General features: G+C 59.6%; 17 protein-coding genes. 7 read left to right on the forward strand and 10 right to left on the reverse strand.

Annotation, left to right across the window (positions count from 1 at the left end; genetic code table 11):
• Positions 1 to 30: 30 nt before the first annotated feature.
• The gene (locus ACEN2T_RS01665) at positions 31 to 411 is read right to left on the reverse strand and encodes a RidA family protein (protein ID WP_122757308.1); all 381 of its coding nucleotides are present in this window, start codon (positions 409 to 411) and stop codon (positions 31 to 33) included.
• A gap of 180 nt (positions 412 to 591) precedes the next feature.
• On the opposite strand from ACEN2T_RS01665, the gene ACEN2T_RS01670 reads away from it, so the two are divergent.
• Positions 592 to 1,947: a methyl-accepting chemotaxis protein gene (locus ACEN2T_RS01670; RefSeq protein ID WP_095184780.1), complete on the forward strand. Its 1,356-nt coding sequence runs from the start codon at positions 592 to 594 to the stop codon at positions 1,945 to 1,947.
• 184 nt (positions 1,948 to 2,131) lie between these two features.
• Here the strand turns inward: ACEN2T_RS01670 and ACEN2T_RS01675 are convergent, their stop codons facing one another.
• Positions 2,132 to 3,241 carry a GlxA family transcriptional regulator gene (locus ACEN2T_RS01675; protein WP_442116172.1) on the reverse strand — a complete coding sequence of 370 codons (1,110 nt, stop codon included), beginning with the start codon at positions 3,239 to 3,241 and terminating at the stop codon, positions 2,132 to 2,134.
• 32 nt (positions 3,242 to 3,273) lie between these two features.
• Between ACEN2T_RS01675 and ACEN2T_RS01680 the strand changes: the two genes are divergently transcribed.
• Both ACEN2T_RS01680 and ACEN2T_RS01685 read left to right on the forward strand, forming a co-directional pair.
• The gene (locus tag ACEN2T_RS01680; RefSeq protein WP_442116173.1) at positions 3,274 to 4,248 is read left to right on the forward strand and encodes an ABC transporter substrate-binding protein; all 975 of its coding nucleotides are present in this window, start codon (positions 3,274 to 3,276) and stop codon (positions 4,246 to 4,248) included.
• Between the two features lie 63 nt (positions 4,249 to 4,311).
• Positions 4,312 to 5,415 carry an aryl-sulfate sulfotransferase gene (locus ACEN2T_RS01685; RefSeq protein WP_122681010.1) on the forward strand — a complete coding sequence of 368 codons (1,104 nt, stop codon included), beginning with the start codon at positions 4,312 to 4,314 and terminating at the stop codon, positions 5,413 to 5,415.
• Between the two features lie 10 nt (positions 5,416 to 5,425).
• Here ACEN2T_RS01685 and ACEN2T_RS01690 read toward each other — a convergent pair whose 3' ends face one another.
• Complete coding sequence (locus tag ACEN2T_RS01690; protein ID WP_032887345.1) at positions 5,426 to 6,295, reverse strand: isocitrate lyase/PEP mutase family protein; 870 nt, start codon at positions 6,293 to 6,295, stop codon at positions 5,426 to 5,428.
• Between the two features lie 299 nt (positions 6,296 to 6,594).
• Here ACEN2T_RS01690 and ACEN2T_RS01695 point away from each other — a divergent pair, with 299 nt between their 5' ends.
• From ACEN2T_RS01695 to ACEN2T_RS01705, 3 genes are read left to right on the forward strand one after another with little or no spacing between them, the layout of a single operon-like run.
• The gene (locus ACEN2T_RS01695) at positions 6,595 to 7,551 is read left to right on the forward strand and encodes an ABC transporter substrate-binding protein (protein ID WP_032887343.1); all 957 of its coding nucleotides are present in this window, start codon (positions 6,595 to 6,597) and stop codon (positions 7,549 to 7,551) included.
• Between the two features lie 23 nt (positions 7,552 to 7,574).
• Positions 7,575 to 8,960, forward strand: coding sequence for an LLM class flavin-dependent oxidoreductase (locus tag ACEN2T_RS01700; RefSeq protein ID WP_442116174.1), 1,386 nt, complete (start codon positions 7,575 to 7,577; stop codon positions 8,958 to 8,960).
• A gap of 3 nt (positions 8,961 to 8,963) precedes the next feature.
• Positions 8,964 to 9,602, forward strand: a complete 639-nt coding sequence (locus tag ACEN2T_RS01705; protein WP_122757313.1) for a dTMP kinase — start codon at positions 8,964 to 8,966, stop codon at positions 9,600 to 9,602.
• Positions 9,603 to 9,707: 105 nt separating this feature from the next.
• On the opposite strand, the gene ACEN2T_RS01710 is transcribed toward ACEN2T_RS01705, so the two are convergent.
• From ACEN2T_RS01710 to ACEN2T_RS01740, 7 genes are read right to left on the reverse strand one after another with little or no spacing between them, the layout of a single operon-like run.
• Positions 9,708 to 11,075: an ATP-binding protein gene (locus ACEN2T_RS01710; protein WP_442116175.1), complete on the reverse strand. Its 1,368-nt coding sequence runs from the start codon at positions 11,073 to 11,075 to the stop codon at positions 9,708 to 9,710.
• Entirely contained in the window at positions 11,072 to 11,734 is a 663-nt protein-coding gene (locus tag ACEN2T_RS01715; RefSeq protein ID WP_032887337.1) for a response regulator, read from the reverse strand. Before ACEN2T_RS01715 ends, ACEN2T_RS01710 begins: the two co-directional genes overlap by 4 nt.
• Before the next feature lie 11 nt (positions 11,735 to 11,745).
• Entirely contained in the window at positions 11,746 to 12,390 is a 645-nt protein-coding gene (locus tag ACEN2T_RS01720; RefSeq protein ID WP_095184773.1) for a tetratricopeptide repeat protein, read from the reverse strand.
• Positions 12,387 to 13,196, reverse strand: coding sequence for an SDR family oxidoreductase (locus tag ACEN2T_RS01725; RefSeq protein WP_032887333.1), 810 nt, complete (start codon positions 13,194 to 13,196; stop codon positions 12,387 to 12,389). Before ACEN2T_RS01725 ends, ACEN2T_RS01720 begins: the two co-directional genes overlap by 4 nt.
• Entirely contained in the window at positions 13,183 to 13,857 is a 675-nt protein-coding gene (locus ACEN2T_RS01730) for an iron-containing redox enzyme family protein (protein WP_122753329.1), read from the reverse strand. The genes ACEN2T_RS01725 and ACEN2T_RS01730 overlap by 14 nt, the downstream gene beginning before the upstream one ends.
• The gene (locus tag ACEN2T_RS01735; RefSeq protein WP_442116176.1) at positions 13,854 to 15,335 is read right to left on the reverse strand and encodes an AMP-binding protein; all 1,482 of its coding nucleotides are present in this window, start codon (positions 15,333 to 15,335) and stop codon (positions 13,854 to 13,856) included. Before ACEN2T_RS01735 ends, ACEN2T_RS01730 begins: the two co-directional genes overlap by 4 nt.
• On the reverse strand, positions 15,325 to 16,002 hold the full coding sequence (locus ACEN2T_RS01740) for a thermostable hemolysin (RefSeq protein WP_032887326.1): 678 nt from the start codon (positions 16,000 to 16,002) through the stop codon (positions 15,325 to 15,327). The genes ACEN2T_RS01735 and ACEN2T_RS01740 overlap by 11 nt, the downstream gene beginning before the upstream one ends.
• Before the next feature lie 201 nt (positions 16,003 to 16,203).
• On the opposite strand from ACEN2T_RS01740, the gene ACEN2T_RS01745 reads away from it, so the two are divergent.
• Positions 16,204 to 16,746: a cytochrome b/b6 domain-containing protein gene (locus tag ACEN2T_RS01745; RefSeq protein ID WP_122757316.1), complete on the forward strand. Its 543-nt coding sequence runs from the start codon at positions 16,204 to 16,206 to the stop codon at positions 16,744 to 16,746.
• Positions 16,747 to 16,786: the final 40 nt, after the last annotated feature.

The raw sequence follows: 16,786 nt of genomic DNA on the forward strand, positions 1-16,786 counted from the left end.
GTAGCTGTGAAATGCCTGACCGGCATCAACTCAGGCCTGGGCGGCCATCGCGGTCACTTCCACGCGCATGCCTTCTACCGCCAATGCAGCAACGCCAACCGCCGCACGCACGGGCCAGGGCTTGGCAAAGAAGCGTTTGTAGACTTCATTAAAGGCCGCACGATCGGCCATATCCGTCAGATAAATGGTCAGGTGCATTACCCGATCCATGGAGCTACCGGCCTTTTCCAGCGCGACTTTCAGCGCTTGCAGGGTGCATTCGCATTGCAGGGAGATATCGCCCAGCTCCAGGCTGCCGTCGGCGCGGGTCGGGATCTGGGTGGAGACCAGGATACCGTTGAAGCCAATTACGTCGGATGAGATGGAGTCAGCATCAGGATCGGGGGTGTAGGACAGGTCGTGGTTGGTCATGGGCGCCTCTCGTTGGCAGGTTGAAAAGGCGCCCATGGTCCCCGAAAACAGCCGCGCGGGCAAACCGCAATGCGCGGCTTTTTGACGCCAGAAAATAAACATTAAAACCCGCGTAAAGTCGCGTATTCAGCCGCCGATAGCCAGTTACAGACAGCTTCTTCGCACGGTTGAGGGTACGTCATGTTCAATAAAGCAGTTAAAACAGAACTGGCGGCCAGGACGGCCGAAGTCACCGAATACAAAGGACTGTTTACTGCACTCGAACGCTCCATGGCCGTGGTCGAATTTGACCTCAATGGCAAGGTGTTGAGTGCTAACGACAACTTCCTGAGGACGCTGGGTTACAGCCGTGAGCAACTGCTCGGCAAATCCCATCGTGATTTCTGCTTGCCAGCGCTGACCAGCAGCTCGGCCTATGGCCAGTTCTGGGCTGACCTCAAGGCCGGAAAGTTCGTGTCAGGTACGTTTAAGCGGGTGGACTCCCAAGGCAGGACTATCTGGCTTGAGGCCAGCTACAACCCGGTGCTGGATGAGCGTGGCCAGGTGTTGAAAGTGGTCAAGTACGCGTTGGACGTCACTGCCAAGGTTGAACAGGAAGCCGCTACGCGCAGCAAACTGACGGCGTTGGACCGGGCGATGGCCGTTATCGAATTCGATTTGAACGGGCAGGTACTGGACGCCAACGACAACTTCCAGAACGTCATGGGGTATTCGTTGGCCGAGCTCAAAGGCAAACACCACCGCCTGTTTTGCGAACCGGCCCTGATCAACAGCCATGAGTACGCGGACTTTTGGCGGCGCTTGAACAATGGCGAATTCTTCACCGGGCAATTCAAACGCCTTGGTAAACATGGCCGGGTCGTGTGGCTCGAAGCGAGTTACAACCCGGTCTACGACGGCGACGGCAAGCTGATCAAGATCGTCAAGTTCGCCAGCGACATCACCGAACGTGTAGAGAAGTTCGAAGAAGACTCCCGTGGCGCCTCCCGTGCTTACCACATCTCGTCCGAGACCGAACGGTTTGCCGAGCACGGCACCCAGGTTATCCAGGAAACCGCCACGGAGATGCGCCGGATTGCCGAAAACATCGGCTCATCCGCGCGCCTGGTCGGGCAGTTGGGCGATCGTTCCGAGCAAATTACCGCCATCGTCAACACCATTCGCGGCATCGCCGACCAGACCAACCTGCTGGCGCTCAACGCCGCCATCGAGGCCGCAAGGGCCGGCGACCAAGGCCGTGGCTTTGCGGTGGTGGCCGATGAGGTCAGGCAACTGGCCGGGCGTACCAGTCGCTCCACAGCGGAAATCGCCGAGATGATCGGCATGATCCTCTCGGAAACCCGCGACGCGGTGACCAGCATGAACGCCACCCAGGAAGGCGCACAACGCGGCGTCCAGTTGGCGGACCAGGCGGGTTCGGTGATCTTGCAGATTCGCACCAGCACCAGCGATGCGGTGCAGGCGGTGAGTATGTTTGCGTCGAAGCTGGATGAGTCGGAGGTGATTCCCAAGACTGCCATAGGTTGGGTTGGCTAATCGCTGGCTTGCTGTTGATCTTGGTATCAGGCTTGCTTTTGGGGGCTCTTTTCCAAAAGTGAGCCGCCGTTACCTAGATAGTGGATAGGTACACCGAGCGGCCGCTATCGCGGGCAAGCCAGCGCTCACGTTTTACGGCGGATTTTTTTGTGGGGGCGTCCTTGAGCGCTGGGCTTAGCTGAACTCAATGCGCCAAACCCTGCAGCGCGATCCCCATCGGAAACGGTGCCTGGCGGGTTGCTGCCTTCATTTGGTTGCGATAACCCAGCGGGCTGGTGCCCAGTTGTTTTTGGAAGGCACGCCGCATGCGCTCTTCACGGCCGAAACCAACCGTTTGCGCGATCCGCTTGATGGGTTCACTCGTGGTGGCCAAAACCCGGCAGGCGGCTTCCAAGCGCAAACTCTCCACCGCCTGTGCGGGCGTATCGCCCGTGGCGGCGACATAGGCTCGCGCAAAGTGACGCGGGCTCATGCCGAATTGCTCGGCCAAGCGCTCCACGCGTAGATCACCGTTCAAATTGCCCGCAATCCACGCATGCAAGCGCGCCAGGCGTACATCGGGATCAGTGCGCAGAGCGGTGGACTGGGCTTTGAGCGAAGCGCTCAACTGCGGTTGCTCGGCCGAGCGCCACAGGAACACGGTGAAATAGCGCGCCAATGACAGCGCCGCGTCGGCCCCCAGATCCTGCTCGACCAGTCCCAACGCCAAGTCGATGCCTGCGGTGGCGCCGCCGCACGTCCACAGGTTGCGGTCATGCAGGTACAACGCGTCGGTCTGGCAGATGACCTTGGGGTAACGTGCCTGCAATGCTTCGGCGAACTTCCAGTGGGTCACTACGTTGCGTCCATCGAGCAAACCGGCGGCGGCCAATGCGAAGGCGCCGGTGCCGATTGAACAGAGGCGACGGATCGCCGGGGCGCGGCCGCGCAGCCAGGCGCAGGCATGCTCGTTGGCTTCCAGGGCGTCCATGCCGGGGCCGCCCGCGACGATCAGCGTATCAATGTCGGGCGCTTGTTGATCAATTTGTTCCAGTGACTGGGTGCTGGCGCTGATCCCCGACACCGAGCTGACCTGGCCTCCAAACGGTGAGGCAAGCAGCAACCGATACGGCGCCTGTGTGGCAAACGCGCCGCCCAGCAGGCGTGGAATCGCGGCAAACACCTCCAGCGGTCCAGCGGCGTTGAGCAGCAGCAAGTCATCGAACGCTAGCACCACCACCGTGCGCACAGCGATGTCCGACGTGGCAGTAAAGGAGGGGTGTTTGGCATGGAGCGGCACGGCGAGCCTCGACATACTGGATTCAACGCAAAAATGAGGGAAAGACAATGACGTTAAAACCGGGTGCTGCCAAGTACGCTGTACGACAACGCTTGGCCGGGCTGGTGTGCTGGGCTGCGGTGTTGATCGTGCAACCGGTGTCGGCTGCGCTGCATGTGGGTGACCAAAGCGGCTTGACCCAAGCCATGCTGCACGCGGCGGGGGAGGATGCGGGGCTGTCGGGAACGCTGGTGTGGCATCCATTCACCGCAGGTACCACGCTGCTGGAAGCCCTGAGCGCCGGAGCCATCGACCTGGGTGTGGTCGGCAACGCGCCGCCGGTTTTTGCCCAGGCTGGCGGTTTTGATATCCGCATCATTGGCGTGGCGAGCGGGGCGCAGAACAATAACGCGCTGTTGTTACCTGAGGGGACCACTGTCCAGCGAGTCGCCGATCTCAAGGGCAAACGGGTCGCCGTCGCCAAAGGCACCAGCGGGCACTACCTGTTCCTGGCAGCGCTGCATCAGGCCGGGCTCACAACGCGGGACCTGAACATGATCTATGCCAGCCCCGTCGATGCACAAAACGCCTTTGCCAGTGGCCGGCTCGATGCCTGGGCAGTGTGGTATCCCTTTGTTGGCCAAGCCACTTCGCGAGGCGCGCGGGTACTGCTGGACGGCAGCGAATGGCCGGAAACCGGGCAGAATTTTACGGTGGCGAGCCTCAAGGCTCTGGCCGACCCTGAGCGTACGGCGCAGGCCGGTGACTTGCTGACCAGGCTCGCCCGCGCCCAAGCCTGGGCCACGGCGCATCCGGATGCCTGGGCCGAGGTGTTTGCCCAGACCACGCGGCTGCCAATCGCTCTGGTGCGCGACATGCTCGCCCATCAAACCTTGCAGTACGTGCCGATTGATCCTGCCGTCATTGCCTTGCAACAGCGTCTGGCGGACCTGTTCGCCGCCGAGCGGGTGATTCCCCGTGCGCTGGACGTCGGGCAAATCTTCGACCCGCGCTTCAACAGCCTTTTACCGACCCCCCACTGATTCGCTTATTTCTGACCTTGTCGACGTAGCCTCGGCAGGGATTCCTGCACCCGGAGAAATCTCATGCACAGCACCACCCTCAAACGCCAGAAGACCGGCCTTATCACCGTCGACCACGCCCGCAGCGCGGGTGGCTACACCTTGTTCGCACCGCAAACCGCCGAGGGCAATGTGTTCCTGATCGACATCGACGGCGAGGTCGTGCACCGCTGGAAGCTGCCTCAGCGCCCCGGCCGCGACGCTGTGATCCTGGGCAACGGCAACCTGGGCTACAACGGCAATCACCCGGATTCCCCGGAGCTGTTTCCCGGTTGGTCGGTGTGGCACGGCGGTGCCTTCAGCGAGGTCACCCCCCAAGGCGAGGTGGTGTGGGAATACACCGATTTGCTGCACCATCACGACGCTCAATGGCTGGACAACGGCCACCTGCTGTACACCACGGTGGAACCCTTGAGTGCGGAGTTGGCCAGCCGAGTGGTCGGCGGCATTCCCGGCAGCGAGGCGGCGGGTGGCGTGATTTATGCGGACGTGGTCAAGGAGGTTGACCGCCAAGGGCAGGTGGTCTGGGAGTGGCGCAGTTGGGAGCATTTGCGGCCCGAGGATTACCCGCTGCACGACACATTCGAGCGTTACCACTGGCCGATGACCAACGCGGTCTCGCCGGGCAGTGACGGTAAGGTCATTCTCAGTTTGCGCAGTGTCTCTTCGGTGATTGCTATCCAGCGTGGCAGTGGCGAAGTGTTGTGGCGCCTGGGCCACGATCTGGTCGCGCAGCAGCATTGCCCGACTGAGCTGGAAAACGGCAATGTGCTGGTGTTCGACAACGGCATTTCACGCCCACATGTGAGCATGCCGCACTCGCGCATCCTGGAGATCGACCCGCACACACAGCGTATCGAATGGCAGTACGCGGACACGCCGGGTTATGCCTTCTTCACGCCATTCATGGGCGGCGCCCAGCGTCTGCACAATGGCAACACGCTGGTGACCGAAGCCAACTTTGGCCGTCTGTTCGAAGTCACGCCAGCCGGCGAAGTGGTGTGGGAGTACATCAATCCGCACTTCGCCGCCTATCCCGATGCAGCCTCCCGGCGTTACCTGCCGGGAGAAAACAACGCGATCTTCCGTGCGCACCGTTACCAGCGCGAGGACATTGCCTGGCTGTGAGGGGGGAGGATTACTCTTTGACGTCCATGAACTCTTCAGCCCACGCCACGTAGTTTTCCGGGAGCGTGTAAGTGTGCGTCAGTTCGGTCGCGCTGAGATTAGAGGTGCTATGGGTTAATTGGCGCTGGGCACGCAAGCTGTCGTAAGTGGCTTTGATCGCCGCGAAATAGGCGCCATGCCCGGCAACCACCACGCGCACGCCCAGGCTCGCGAGGCGCTGGGCGTCGTTGAGCTTGGGATTGCCGTAGGTCACCAGCATCAGTGGAACGGTGAGGTTTTCTGCGATTTTTTCCAGATGCTCGAAGTCACTCACGCCCACCATGCAGATTCCATCCGCACCGGCTTTTTGATAGGCCAGGGTGCGCTCGATCACCGCTTCGGTGGGCAACACACCCGCATTGGTCCGAGCGATGATTGAGAGTTCAGGATCGACACGGGCTTCCAGGGCGGCGCGGACTTTGCCAATGCCTTCCTCGATGGAAATCAGGTCGGTGGATTTGCGCCCGAATTGCGCCGGCAGCAGGGTGTCTTCAATCGTTAATGCGGCCACGCCGGCGCGCTCAAGCTCTTCGACGGTGCGCATCACGTTGAGGGCATTGCCGTAACCGTGGTCGGCGTCGGCGATAAACGGCAGTTGAGCGACACGCCCAATGCGCGTGGCCTGCTCAACGAACTCACTCAGCGTGATCAACGCAAAATCGGGCGCCGCCAATACCTGCAACGACGCGACTGACCCTCCCAGGATACCCACCTCAAACCCCAGGTCCGCCGCGATACGGGCGGACATGGGGTCAAATACGGAAGCAGTTTCAACGCAGCTCGGCTTGGCAAGCAATTCGCGGAAGTCACGGCGCAGCGTCGAGTGAGATTTTTTGGGCATGTTCTTTCCTGGCTCTGATCGTCATGTGACGACATATGTCTATTCGTGGTCGCGCGAGATTACCATGCAGGCAGGCCGGGGATTATGACGTTTGAGCATGGGGTATGCGCCAAACAGATGTTGCACGCTGGCGTTAAAATGCGTAGGTGGCATTATTATAGAATTACGTTATGCGTTATCAGTATTTTACAGGTGGCTGGATGGGCCTCATCGTATGAGGCAGATTATTCCTGTGAACACTACCGAGACCGCACGCGCGGATCGACTTGATCTGCCTGACAAGGCATCTGGAGACGAACGTGCGTTACCTTTCAAAACTGGCGGCCGGGTTAGCCGCCGCACTGCTGAGCCTGACCGCGAACGCGCAAACGCTGGTGGTCGGCGACCAAAGCTACAACGCCCAAGCCGTCATGGAAGCGGCGGGGGTGCTGGACGATCTTCCCTATACCCTTGAATGGAAGCAATTCACCGCCGGCTCGCCAGTTGCCGAAGCGCTCAACGTCGGCAGCCTCGACATCGGCCTGCTGGGGGATGCGCCTGTGCTGTTCCTGGGCGCATTGGGCGCGCCAATCAAGGTGATTGCCGTCAGTCGGCAAAATCTCGACGGCGTGGCGATTCTGGTTGCGAAGGATTCGCCGATCAAGAGTCTTGCGGACCTTGCAGGCAAGCGCGCGGCCATCTGGAAAGGCTCCTGGAGCCAGCAGTTGTTGCTGACGGCGCTGGACAAAGCCGGCGTGCAGCGGGACGCCCTGGAGTTGCGTTACCTGAGCGCGTTGGATGCCTCCCATGCGCTGGAAGGCGGCTCGGTTGACGTCATCGCGACCTGGGAACCCTATGTGACACAGCAGGAACGCCAAGGCGCGCGGGTGCTGGCCACGGCGCAAGGGCTGATTCCAGCCCAGAGTTTCATTGCCGCCAACGCCAGTGCTGTGGACGCCAAACGGGCGCCCATCAGTGATTTTCTCCAGCGCCTGAAGAAAGCACGCGACTGGGCTCGCCAAGCGCCGGCCAACACAGACGCCTACGCCGACGCGTGGGCCAAACGCACCCGCGCGGATGCTGAAATCGCCCGTGCCTGGTTTGCCCGCGCGCGCACCACCGTCGAGCCCGTAACGGCCCAATCTCCCGTCGAAGCGCAAAAGACCGTGGACTTTTTTGCCGGCCAGGGACTGGTCAAGTCTTTCCCTGCTGCCAGCTTGTTTGATGACTCGTTCGCGGCGTCTTTGCAGCCCGCCGTCGCTACTAAACAGCCGTGAACGCCTCAAGGAATCCTCTGCAAATGACCAAACGACAGCTCAAACTGGGTGCCTTGACCATGGGCAGCGGCGGTCCAGGCCGACACAACCTGTGGCTCGACCCTCAATTGCCGGTCGATGCGAGCGTCAACGTCGACTGGTATATCGACATCGCGCGCCAAGCCGAGGCGGCGCTGTTTGACTTGATATTTATCGTCGACAGCCAGTTCATTACGCCGGGCTCACCGTCCCATTACCTGAATCGACTGGAACCGCTGACGCTGTTATCGGCGCTCGCCGTGAGCACTCGACACATTGGCCTGGTGGGCACGCTGACTACCTCTTATAACTCGCCGTATAACGTCGCGCGGCGCCTGGCGTCACTGGACCTGATCAGCAAAGGCCGTGCGGGTTGGAATGTGGTCACCAGCGGCGACGCCGGCACGGCGGGCAATTACAGCCGCGACGAACATTACGACTACGACACACGCTACGGCCGCGCGGCGGAACACGTCCAGGTGGTGCAGGGGTTGTGGAACTCCTACGAGGACGATGCATTCGTGCGCGACCGGGCGACCGGTCAGTTTCTCGATCCGAGCAAACTGCATAGCCTGAATCACCAGGGCGAACACTTTTCGGTGGTCGGCCCGTTGAATATCCAACGTTCAGCGCAAGGCCAACCGGTGATCTTCCAGGCCGGTGATTCGCAGCAGGGACGCGACCTGGGGGCTGCGACGGCGGATGTGATCTTCACCCATGCCGCCAGTATCGAGCAGGGCCAGGCTTTTTATCAGGATATAAAGGGCAGGGCGGCGCAACAGGGGCGCGACCCGGAGCAATTGCTGGTCATGCCGGGCGCTGAAATTTATGTTGGCGACACTGACGAGCACGCTCGGGAAATCGAGCAGCACTATCATCAGACCGATCACAGCTTTGAGCTCGCCCTGAAGGAGTTCGGGCGCAATTTCGGCTGGCATGATTTCAGCCAGTACGACCTCGATGCACCGTTTCCCCAGCAAAGCCTGGAGGCTGCGCGCAGCAGCTTCTTTACCGCTGCCAAACGCATTGCAGACCAGGCGCGCGAGAAAGGCTTCACGCTGCGCCAGGCCGTAGAGTTCGGCCGACAACTGCGTCCCGGTGCATTCGTGGGTACGGCTGAAACCGTCGCGCAGAAAATGGCCGAATGGTTCGAGGCGCGAGCCGTGGATGGGTTCAATATCTACATCGGGCACCCCGAGCAATTCCATCGTTTCACCCAGGAAGTCATACCGTTGTTGCAGGCGCGTGGTGTCTACCGCACCGCGTATGAAGGGACAACCTTGCGTGAAAGCCTGGGATTGGAGATCCCCCGGTTTGAGCGTCGCGGGTCGACGTTTACGGTGGACCCAGCAACCGGGTTAGAGTGGTCATCCGTACCCGTTGATATGTGAAAAATGAAGCGTGCGTTGTTTGTTTCTCTGGATGGTCCCAAGGGCGTCGGCAAGACCACACTGTTGGAGGCCGTGACGAAAGCCCTGAGGGTCGACCACCACACAGTGATCCGGCTGAGCGAGAAAAAAAGCGATCCCTACAGGGCTGAAACCATGGCCCTGGTTAATCAATTCGTCAGAAACCCCAGCAGGGAGTTGGAGCTGACGGTGTGCGAGCGCTTTGCTGATAGCCGCCGGTGGATTTCCCAACAGGTGCTGCCGGAACAGCCGCCGGGCAGCATCATCCTGATGGATCGCTGGTACCCGTCAGAAGCGGCGTTTCGCCGGCTGGTGCCGTTTGCAGAGATTCTCCAGCTGAACCGTGACCGCAACGTGCAAGTGCCAGACCTGCACGTTGGGGTTGTCACCGCGCCTGAGATTTCATGGGCGCGAGCGGCAGCACGAACGCGTGGGTTGAGCAGTACGGTCATGCATGCGCTGGAGGAACATGTTGCTAGCACCGAGGCGTTTGAGCAGGCGGCTGCCGATCATGACTGGGTGCTCTGCCGCAATGAAGGAACGATCGAAGAGGCAACCATGCAGGTGGTTGCTCATATCCAGAGAGTCCTTCGTGATGCTTCGCCTCTACCCAATCAGGGTTAAGGGATGCGCTATCGGATATCAGCCAGACAGTGACGATTTACCCCAGGCATACAGCAACAGCCTTTAAAAAATGCGCTGTCCGGCTACTTCGAATGCCATGGTTTTTTAGAACCTCAAGATCTCGAATGTTGCGCGCAATCCTCCGCATTCACGGTTTTCTAAACGCACGCTCCCTCCCAAACGACTTGCGATGGACCGGACGATGGTCAGCCCCAGCCCAGCGCCTTGATCATTTCCACGACTGTAGAAGCGCTCAAAAAGTCGATCACATTCTGCTTCATCAATGCCTGGCCCCTCGTCCTCAACACATAATTCGTAGTGATCCTGGTTTTTCATCAACCGCACGGTAATCACTCCTTGGGGAGGGGAAAAGTTGGCGGCATTGGTGACCAAGTTGTTCAAGGCAATATGTATGACGGCTGCATCGACCTTAACAAGGCAGACCTCTTCCATGGGTTCGAACACGAGTTCAAGCCCCTTGCTCAGCAGCCAGGGTGTCATTTGCACCAGACCGCCCCGAATCGTCGCCACTAGATCGATGCTCTGCGCCTCATGAGTTTGGGGTTGCGGTTCGATACGGGCCATGGTCAGGAGTTGATTGACCAGGCGAGTGGTACGGTCCACACCTACGATCAGGTAATTGAGGGATTCGCGCCGTTCTTCCTCACTGACGGCCTCCACGAGGTTTTCTGCGTGGACCTTGAGCACGGCGAGCGGTGTGCGCATTTCATGGGCGGCATCCGCGATAAAGCGTCGCTCACGGCCCATCACCTCCTGGATCTGTGCCAGCACACGATTCAGGGCGGCCTGCATGGGCTCCAGCTCAGTAGGCAGCGGATTCAACTGCAAGGGTTCGAGAGAACCTGAATGCCTCGCTCGCAAGGTTTCAGCCATATTGCTCAACGGTTTGAGCCCCCAGCCAATGGCCAACCAGATCACCGCGGCAAGCAGCAGGCTACCTATCAGGTTAGGTAAAACCGTATGGCGGACGATGCGATCCACCAGGTCGGCACGCACATCGTCACGCTCTCCCACCCAAATTTTCAGATTGTATTGGGCATCATCCAACACAAATGCGCGCCAGGTTCGGTTGTTGATATCCGTGATGTCACTGAAACCCGGTTTGACCGGAGGCGAACTAAAGGACGGCGCACTGGAGGTGTGCACCAGCAACGTGCCATCCGCGTTCCACACCTGAAAAGCGATTTTGCTTTCATACGGGTGGCCATCCACTCTGGGCGCGGCGAGCCCCAATGCCTGGTTGAACGCCTCATACAGCTTTGCGTGCTCGTTGCTCGCCATTGGCATGCGCATCACGCCCTGCAGCAGACGTGCGTTCTGCGCCAGCTGAGCGTCGTATACCTCGTCGATTTCATGATTGCTGTCGTGGAGATTGACAACGGTCATGAGCAACAGCCCGAGGAACAACAGACCCAGAATCAACCTGAGCGTACGTCGCCGAATAGACGTCATGGGCGCTCTTCCACCAGGTAACCGACCCCACGGATCGTGCGGATCAGCTGGCTCGAAAACTTCTTGCGCAAGTGATGGATATGCACCTCCAGCGTGTTGCTTTCTGCCTCTTCGTTCCAGCCGTAGAGTAACTGCATCAGTTGGTCGCGCGTCATCACCCGACCCGGCGGAGAAAGCAACTCATGGAGTAACTGATACTCCTTGGGTGTCAGGGCGACCGCTTCGCCCTGATAGCTGACTTGTTGAGTTCCCGGGTTCAGGCTGATGCCTGCGTGCTCAATCAACACCTGGGCGCGGCCCGCACTGCGTCGCAGCAACGCCCTGAGGCGTGCCTTGAGTTCTGCCAGGTCGAACGGTTTGATCAAATAGTCGTCGGCACCGGCGTCGAGCCCTGCGATGCGGTCCTCTGTGGCGTCCCGAGCGGTCAGGATCAACACCGGCAGATTGGAGCCACTGTCACGCAAGCGGCGCAGCACTTCGAGTCCATCCATGCGCGGCAAGCCAAGGTCGAGTACGGCCAGATCAAACGTTTCACTGAGCAGAGCATGCAAGGCGCTACTGCCATCCTGTAACCAGTCGACGGTATAGCTTTCTCGTACCAGCGCCTGGTGAATACCCTCGCCCAGAGCGACGTCATCCTCGATCAATAATATGCGCACACGGACTCCTGTCAGCCGAGTTTCTTGGTTATATCCTGCAGCAACGCTTCGATTTCCTTACGCCGTCCAGCGTCAGCGGTTTCGCGGCCTGGCCTTGGGGCGGCCAGCAGTGCTTTTTGCAGTGCTGCGTGGGCGTCGGTATAGCGCTTTTGACGGTAGAGGTGATCACCCCAGAAGTACAGACTATCGATGCCGTTCGGGTTCAGTTGCAAGGCTTGCTTGAGTAACACCTCTGCTTTGTCCGAGTCGCCGAACCCAATGGGCCAGCCCGGCACGCGATCGTACAACGCAGCAAGGCTGGTATAAGCCGAGCCTTGCAAGGCTTTGGGGTCCAGGGCGATGGCTTTTTCAAGATCGGCCTTTGCCAGCTTGACCTTGCTCAGGGCACCGAGCCCACCCTGGGCGCCGGCCCAACTGCTGGTGACAATGCCGGACCATATCCATGCCTCGGCGACTGACTGGCGTTCTTGAGTAAAGGCGTCGGCCTGCGTGGCGAGCTGTTCAAACGCAGCAGTACGCTGGTCTGCGGGCAGTTCGTATTGGATATGTGCCCAGCTTTGCTGAATATTAGCGAGGCGCTGCTGGTCAGCAGCGTCAAGGGCCCAGACGTTATGGCTCATAGCGCCGAGCAACAGGCCACAGAGAATTTTTTTCATGGTTTAGGGTGCTCACTGTCGTTTTTTTCACTGAGGCGACGGACCAGAGGTAACTGTTTGCGCAAGCCTCGGTCCACCAAGTTGGGCAGCAGGCTGTTGAGGCGCACAAAAAATCGCTCTTGCCATCCGAGGTACAAGTCGCGGTGGTCGCCGGCAATTGCGCGGATCACTGCGGATGCGACGGTTTCCGGGTCGTCGACATTGGATTTGAGGGCATCATTCAACGCTTGCGCAGCCGGACTATTCATGGGGGTGCGGGTGGCCCGGGGCGCGACGTATAAAACGCCAACACGGGTGTCTGCCAGTTCTCGGCGCAAGGCTTCGGAAAATCCACGCAACGCAAACTTGCTCGCGCAATAGCTGGCATATCCGGGATAGCCGATAGAGCCGTACGTGGAGCCAACGTTGACGACCATCGCGCTTGGGGCTTGCTTGAGCAGCGGCAGCAGGATTTTGGTCAGGCAGATCGGCGCGCTGATGTTTACCGCCAGCATTGCATTGATGTCGCTGTCTGCCAGTTGCTCAAGCATGGCGAAGTGGTTGATCCCGGCAGCGTTTATCAGCAAGTTGACCCCGCCCATGGCCTCGGCCGCCGCCAGCACCTTACGACGATCTGCCAGAAACGTGAGGTCGGCACCCACCCACAACACCTGGTTCGGATACTGATCAAGCAACGGCACCAATGACTCTCGGTTCCTCGATACCACCAACACAGAGGCGCCGCTGGCGCACAGGGCATGAGCGATCGCCAGACCGATACCGCCGCTGGCGCCGGTCAATACCGCACGGGCCTCAGACAGGCGCATGCAAACGCTCCCCGTCACGCGGCAAGCCACGAAACATGTCGGTGTAGAGGGTGTAGACGACCTTGGAGGCGTGTATGACCGCAGCCTGATCGCTCGGGTCGTCCAGTGTGTCCATCAATCGGCGATAAGTTTGCATATGTTCAATATCGAGCGAGCCATGGGAACTGAGGTAGCTGAACGCCGTTTCCGGTAACTCAAGGCGTTCGCGAATAGCGCCTGCAGCATGGGTCGCCAAGGCGATGCTGGTACCTTCAAGCACGTTGACCATACCGAACAGGCCTACTGGGTTATCCCGGGCGATGAGGTCATAGAGGAAGCTGATCATCAGCTCAATGGGCAAGGACGGACGCCCGTCACGCACTGCGCCCTTGTCGCCGCCGCAGGCATGGATGTCGTTGAGTACCCATTGTTCATGGCCGTATTCGTCTTCGATGTATTCGCAGACCGCTTTGCGCAGCCACTCCAGGCGCGACGGGAGGCGTGCACCACAGGCCATCATCAACGGTACGGTGTGGCGTACGTGGTAGTAAGCCTGAGTCAGAAAGGCCCGATAGCTTTCCAGGCTGACCCTTCCCTCAAGGGCATCACGAATGACCGGAAGGTTGAACAATTCGGCCCGTTCTTTTTGCGTGGCCAGTTGCAGCGTGTCAAAAAAACTCATGATTCAGATTCCTCGGTGCGTAGGGGAGCAGTCAGTTGTGTCTGGTAAAGCTCGACAATGGCGTCGCGGCGGGGTCTGCCGTTGGCGGTCAGCAGGCCATTGGCGGGCGTGAATGGGTGGGGCAGGCGGGTCCAGTGATGGACTTGGGCGTAATGGGGCAACGCCTCGTTGGCCTCGGCGACTGCCGCCGCCAACGCCTCATCGGTGCAATCGGGTCGATGAGGCCACAACAATGCATGGTTGCTTGGCATGGCTTCGCCATACACGAATGCTTGGGCGATGTGGCGGCGCTGTGTCAGTTCGGCCTCAACCCATTCAGGGTTCACGTTGCGCCCGAAACTGGTCACGAATTGATGTTTCTTGCGCCCCTTCAGGTAGAGGAAACCTTCATCGTCAAATTCGCCGATGTCGCCACTGGACCACCATTCATGGGCGTGAGGCGGCTCGCCCAGATAACCCAGCAAAGTAGCGCCCTTAATCAGTACTTCGCCGTCCTCGGCCAGACGCACCTCTACGTGCGGCAGCGGTTTTCCGACACTGCCTGCGCGGCGCGCCTCTGGGCGATTGAGGCACACCACCGATGCGCATTCCGACAGCCCGTAACCTTCGTAAACCGGCATGCCAACGCGTTGCGCACGGTCCAGAAGTTCGTGTGAAACGCGCGCGCCGCCCACGGCTGCAAAATGCAGCGTCTTTGGATTGAAGGCGTTCTGTTCGGCAGCACTCACCAGCAGTAACAGCAGCTGTGGCACGAGAATCAGGCTGTCGGGGGCGCGAGAGGCCAGGCAGCCGAGCAGTCGCGGTACATCAACGCCGCTGGCGCCCTGAATACCCAGGGTTGCCTGACTGGGCAGGCTCAGGGTTGCGCCCGCATACAGCGCGGCATAACAGCCGATGTTTTCCAACAGGATCGCAAGGGGCAGAACAGCAAGGTGGTGCTGCGGATCGTTGGGCCGGCTCGCCTCATACAACTCACGCGCGACGCACACAATGCTCTCGGCGCTGAGGCACACGCCTTTGGGGGTGCCGGTAGTGCCCGACGTAAACGTCAGTTTCGCGGTGCCCTCAGGCATCAGCGATGGGCCGTGAACAGTCTTGCGCCAGAATTCGCCGGTTTTCTCGAAACCCGCTGTTTGCAGTTCAGACTCCAACTCGACTTCTGCGATCAACAGTTCTGCTTGGCTTTGGTCCAGGCAATGCTTGCGCTGGGAGGGCGTGAAGAACGGTGGCAGCGTTAGGCACGTCAGCCCTTCGAACAGCGCGGCCAGATCCCATATCAGCGCCTCGACGCCGTTATCCAAAGCCAGCGCGACCACCTTGACGCTCTCGTCACGCAGGCGTTCCTGGCGATACACGATCTCGGCATACAACGTGGCGTAGTCCAGCTTCAGCTCATCGCCCCATAAAGAAATGGTGTTTGTGTTGCGCTCAGCATGGCTGCGCAGGGTTCTCTTGAAATGCTCGACTTCAGGCGACATGAGTGGCCTCCAGGAGTGACGTGGGCAAGCCCAGGCGATTGAATAACCCGATGTTGCGCAAATGGATAAAGCCCGCGCGGATATTGCCGACATGCACCCAGGGCTTGCTTTCGTAATAACTGCCCCAGCTGTGGCGGTCATCGCCGAGCCGCGCCGGGTCGGCGGCGCACAGCGTCACGGGTTTTAAACCGAGGCGATGGAAGCTGTTGACCAACCCGATATTCCCCGTGAACGCCACCCACTCAAGCCCCCCCAGGGCCAGCATGTAAGTGAGGGTGATGATGCTCAGACGCGCGCTGCCGTTGTCACTGGCAGCCAGGTTGCCCACCTCGACGATGCAGGCGCGGTCAACCGGCCGGCCGGCAGCGGCGGCGATCAGTGGATCAATCGAATCGTCTAGATAGCGTTCGAGAAAGAGGGGTTCTTCGCTGGCCAGGCGTACGCCGGCGACTGCGCACAATTCTCCGGCCGCATCGCTCATGCCAAACAGTTGCGGCATGAAATGACGAATGTCAGCACCGTGTGCCTGACGAAAGCGTTGCTGCACAAAGGTTTCGAAGTGAGGCCTTGCCGCATCGCTGGGCAGGGCCCGAGCCATACTCAGCGGTGGAGAGCCGGCTTGGCCGAAGTGGAGTGGTAATGCGATGTGCCAGTCGAAATCGGCCATTGGACAACGTCTCCCCGTTAGGTTTGGGAAGAGTATCGAGGGCATTTCTTAACGAAGTCTGAATGTGGCAAAAGCCGATGCAAACGCACCTTCAGATTACCTTAAGGCTTGATGGGCACTGTGCTGGCATTCGATTAGGTGACACGTCGGATCGTGGCCGGGCGAATGACTTGCCCGCGTTAATTATTCAAGAGGCGCATCATGACCCCAGACTCAACTGACCATCGTTACGGAAAACTGTCGATCACCTTGCACTGGTTGATGCTGGGACTGTTTGTCGGCGTGTATGCCTGTATCGAAATCAAAGGGCTTTTGCCACGGGGTAATCCGTGGAAAGCGATGTTCCTTGGGTTGCATGGGGTCTTCGGATTGAGCATTTTTGCTCTGGTCTGGATACGCCTGCTGGGTCGCCTGACACCTCGTCCACCGATAACGCCACACTTACCGGCGTGGCAGACTGGGGTATCGCACCTGATGCATCTGGCCCTGTATGGCCTGATGATCGCTACGCCCGTGCTTGCCTGGTTAATGTTGTCTGCAGCAGGTAAACCGATGCCTTACTTCGGGTTCTTTTTACCCGCGCTGGTCCAGCCCGATCCAGACTTGGCCAGGCAGTTCAAACATTGGCATGAGCTGCTCGGTAGCAGCGGCTATTGGCTGATCGGTTTGCATGCGGCTGCAGGGCTGTTTCATCACTACTGGGTGCGGGACAACACCCTGACGCGGATGCTACCGAAACGTTAGTGATCTGGGGCTTGAGCGCTTATCGACTTAACGGTTGCCG

The sequence above is a fragment of the Pseudomonas sp. W22_MBD1_FP4 genome (assembly GCF_052113765.1).
GTDB classification, from domain to species: domain Bacteria; phylum Pseudomonadota; class Gammaproteobacteria; order Pseudomonadales; family Pseudomonadaceae; genus Aquipseudomonas; species Aquipseudomonas sivasensis.

Excerpts from the sequence above, each read along its gene's own strand:
- ACEN2T_RS01675 (WP_442116172.1), bottom strand. The coding sequence starts at position 3,241 with ATGTCGAGGCTCGCCGTGCCGCTCCATGCCAAACACCCCTCCTTTACT.
- ACEN2T_RS01725 (WP_032887333.1), bottom strand. The coding sequence starts at position 13,196 with ATGCGCCTGTCTGAGGCCCGTGCGGTATTGACCGGCGCCAGCGGCGGT.
- ACEN2T_RS01670 (WP_095184780.1), top strand. The coding sequence starts at position 592 with ATGTTCAATAAAGCAGTTAAAACAGAACTGGCGGCCAGGACGGCCGAA.
- ACEN2T_RS01730 (WP_122753329.1), bottom strand. The coding sequence starts at position 13,857 with ATGAGTTTTTTTGACACGCTGCAACTGGCCACGCAAAAAGAACGGGCC.
- ACEN2T_RS01720 (WP_095184773.1), bottom strand. The coding sequence starts at position 12,390 with ATGAAAAAAATTCTCTGTGGCCTGTTGCTCGGCGCTATGAGCCATAAC.
- ACEN2T_RS01735 (WP_442116176.1), bottom strand. The coding sequence starts at position 15,335 with ATGTCGCCTGAAGTCGAGCATTTCAAGAGAACCCTGCGCAGCCATGCT.
- ACEN2T_RS01665 (WP_122757308.1), bottom strand. The coding sequence starts at position 411 with ATGACCAACCACGACCTGTCCTACACCCCCGATCCTGATGCTGACTCC.
- ACEN2T_RS01700 (WP_442116174.1), top strand. The coding sequence starts at position 7,575 with ATGACCAAACGACAGCTCAAACTGGGTGCCTTGACCATGGGCAGCGGC.
- ACEN2T_RS01740 (WP_032887326.1), bottom strand. The coding sequence starts at position 16,002 with ATGGCCGATTTCGACTGGCACATCGCATTACCACTCCACTTCGGCCAA.
- ACEN2T_RS01705 (WP_122757313.1), top strand. The coding sequence starts at position 8,964 with ATGAAGCGTGCGTTGTTTGTTTCTCTGGATGGTCCCAAGGGCGTCGGC.
- ACEN2T_RS01710 (WP_442116175.1), bottom strand. The coding sequence starts at position 11,075 with ATGACGTCTATTCGGCGACGTACGCTCAGGTTGATTCTGGGTCTGTTG.
- ACEN2T_RS01680 (WP_442116173.1), top strand. The coding sequence starts at position 3,274 with ATGACGTTAAAACCGGGTGCTGCCAAGTACGCTGTACGACAACGCTTG.
- ACEN2T_RS01745 (WP_122757316.1), top strand. The coding sequence starts at position 16,204 with ATGACCCCAGACTCAACTGACCATCGTTACGGAAAACTGTCGATCACC.
- ACEN2T_RS01685 (WP_122681010.1), top strand. The coding sequence starts at position 4,312 with ATGCACAGCACCACCCTCAAACGCCAGAAGACCGGCCTTATCACCGTC.
- ACEN2T_RS01690 (WP_032887345.1), bottom strand. The coding sequence starts at position 6,295 with ATGCCCAAAAAATCTCACTCGACGCTGCGCCGTGACTTCCGCGAATTG.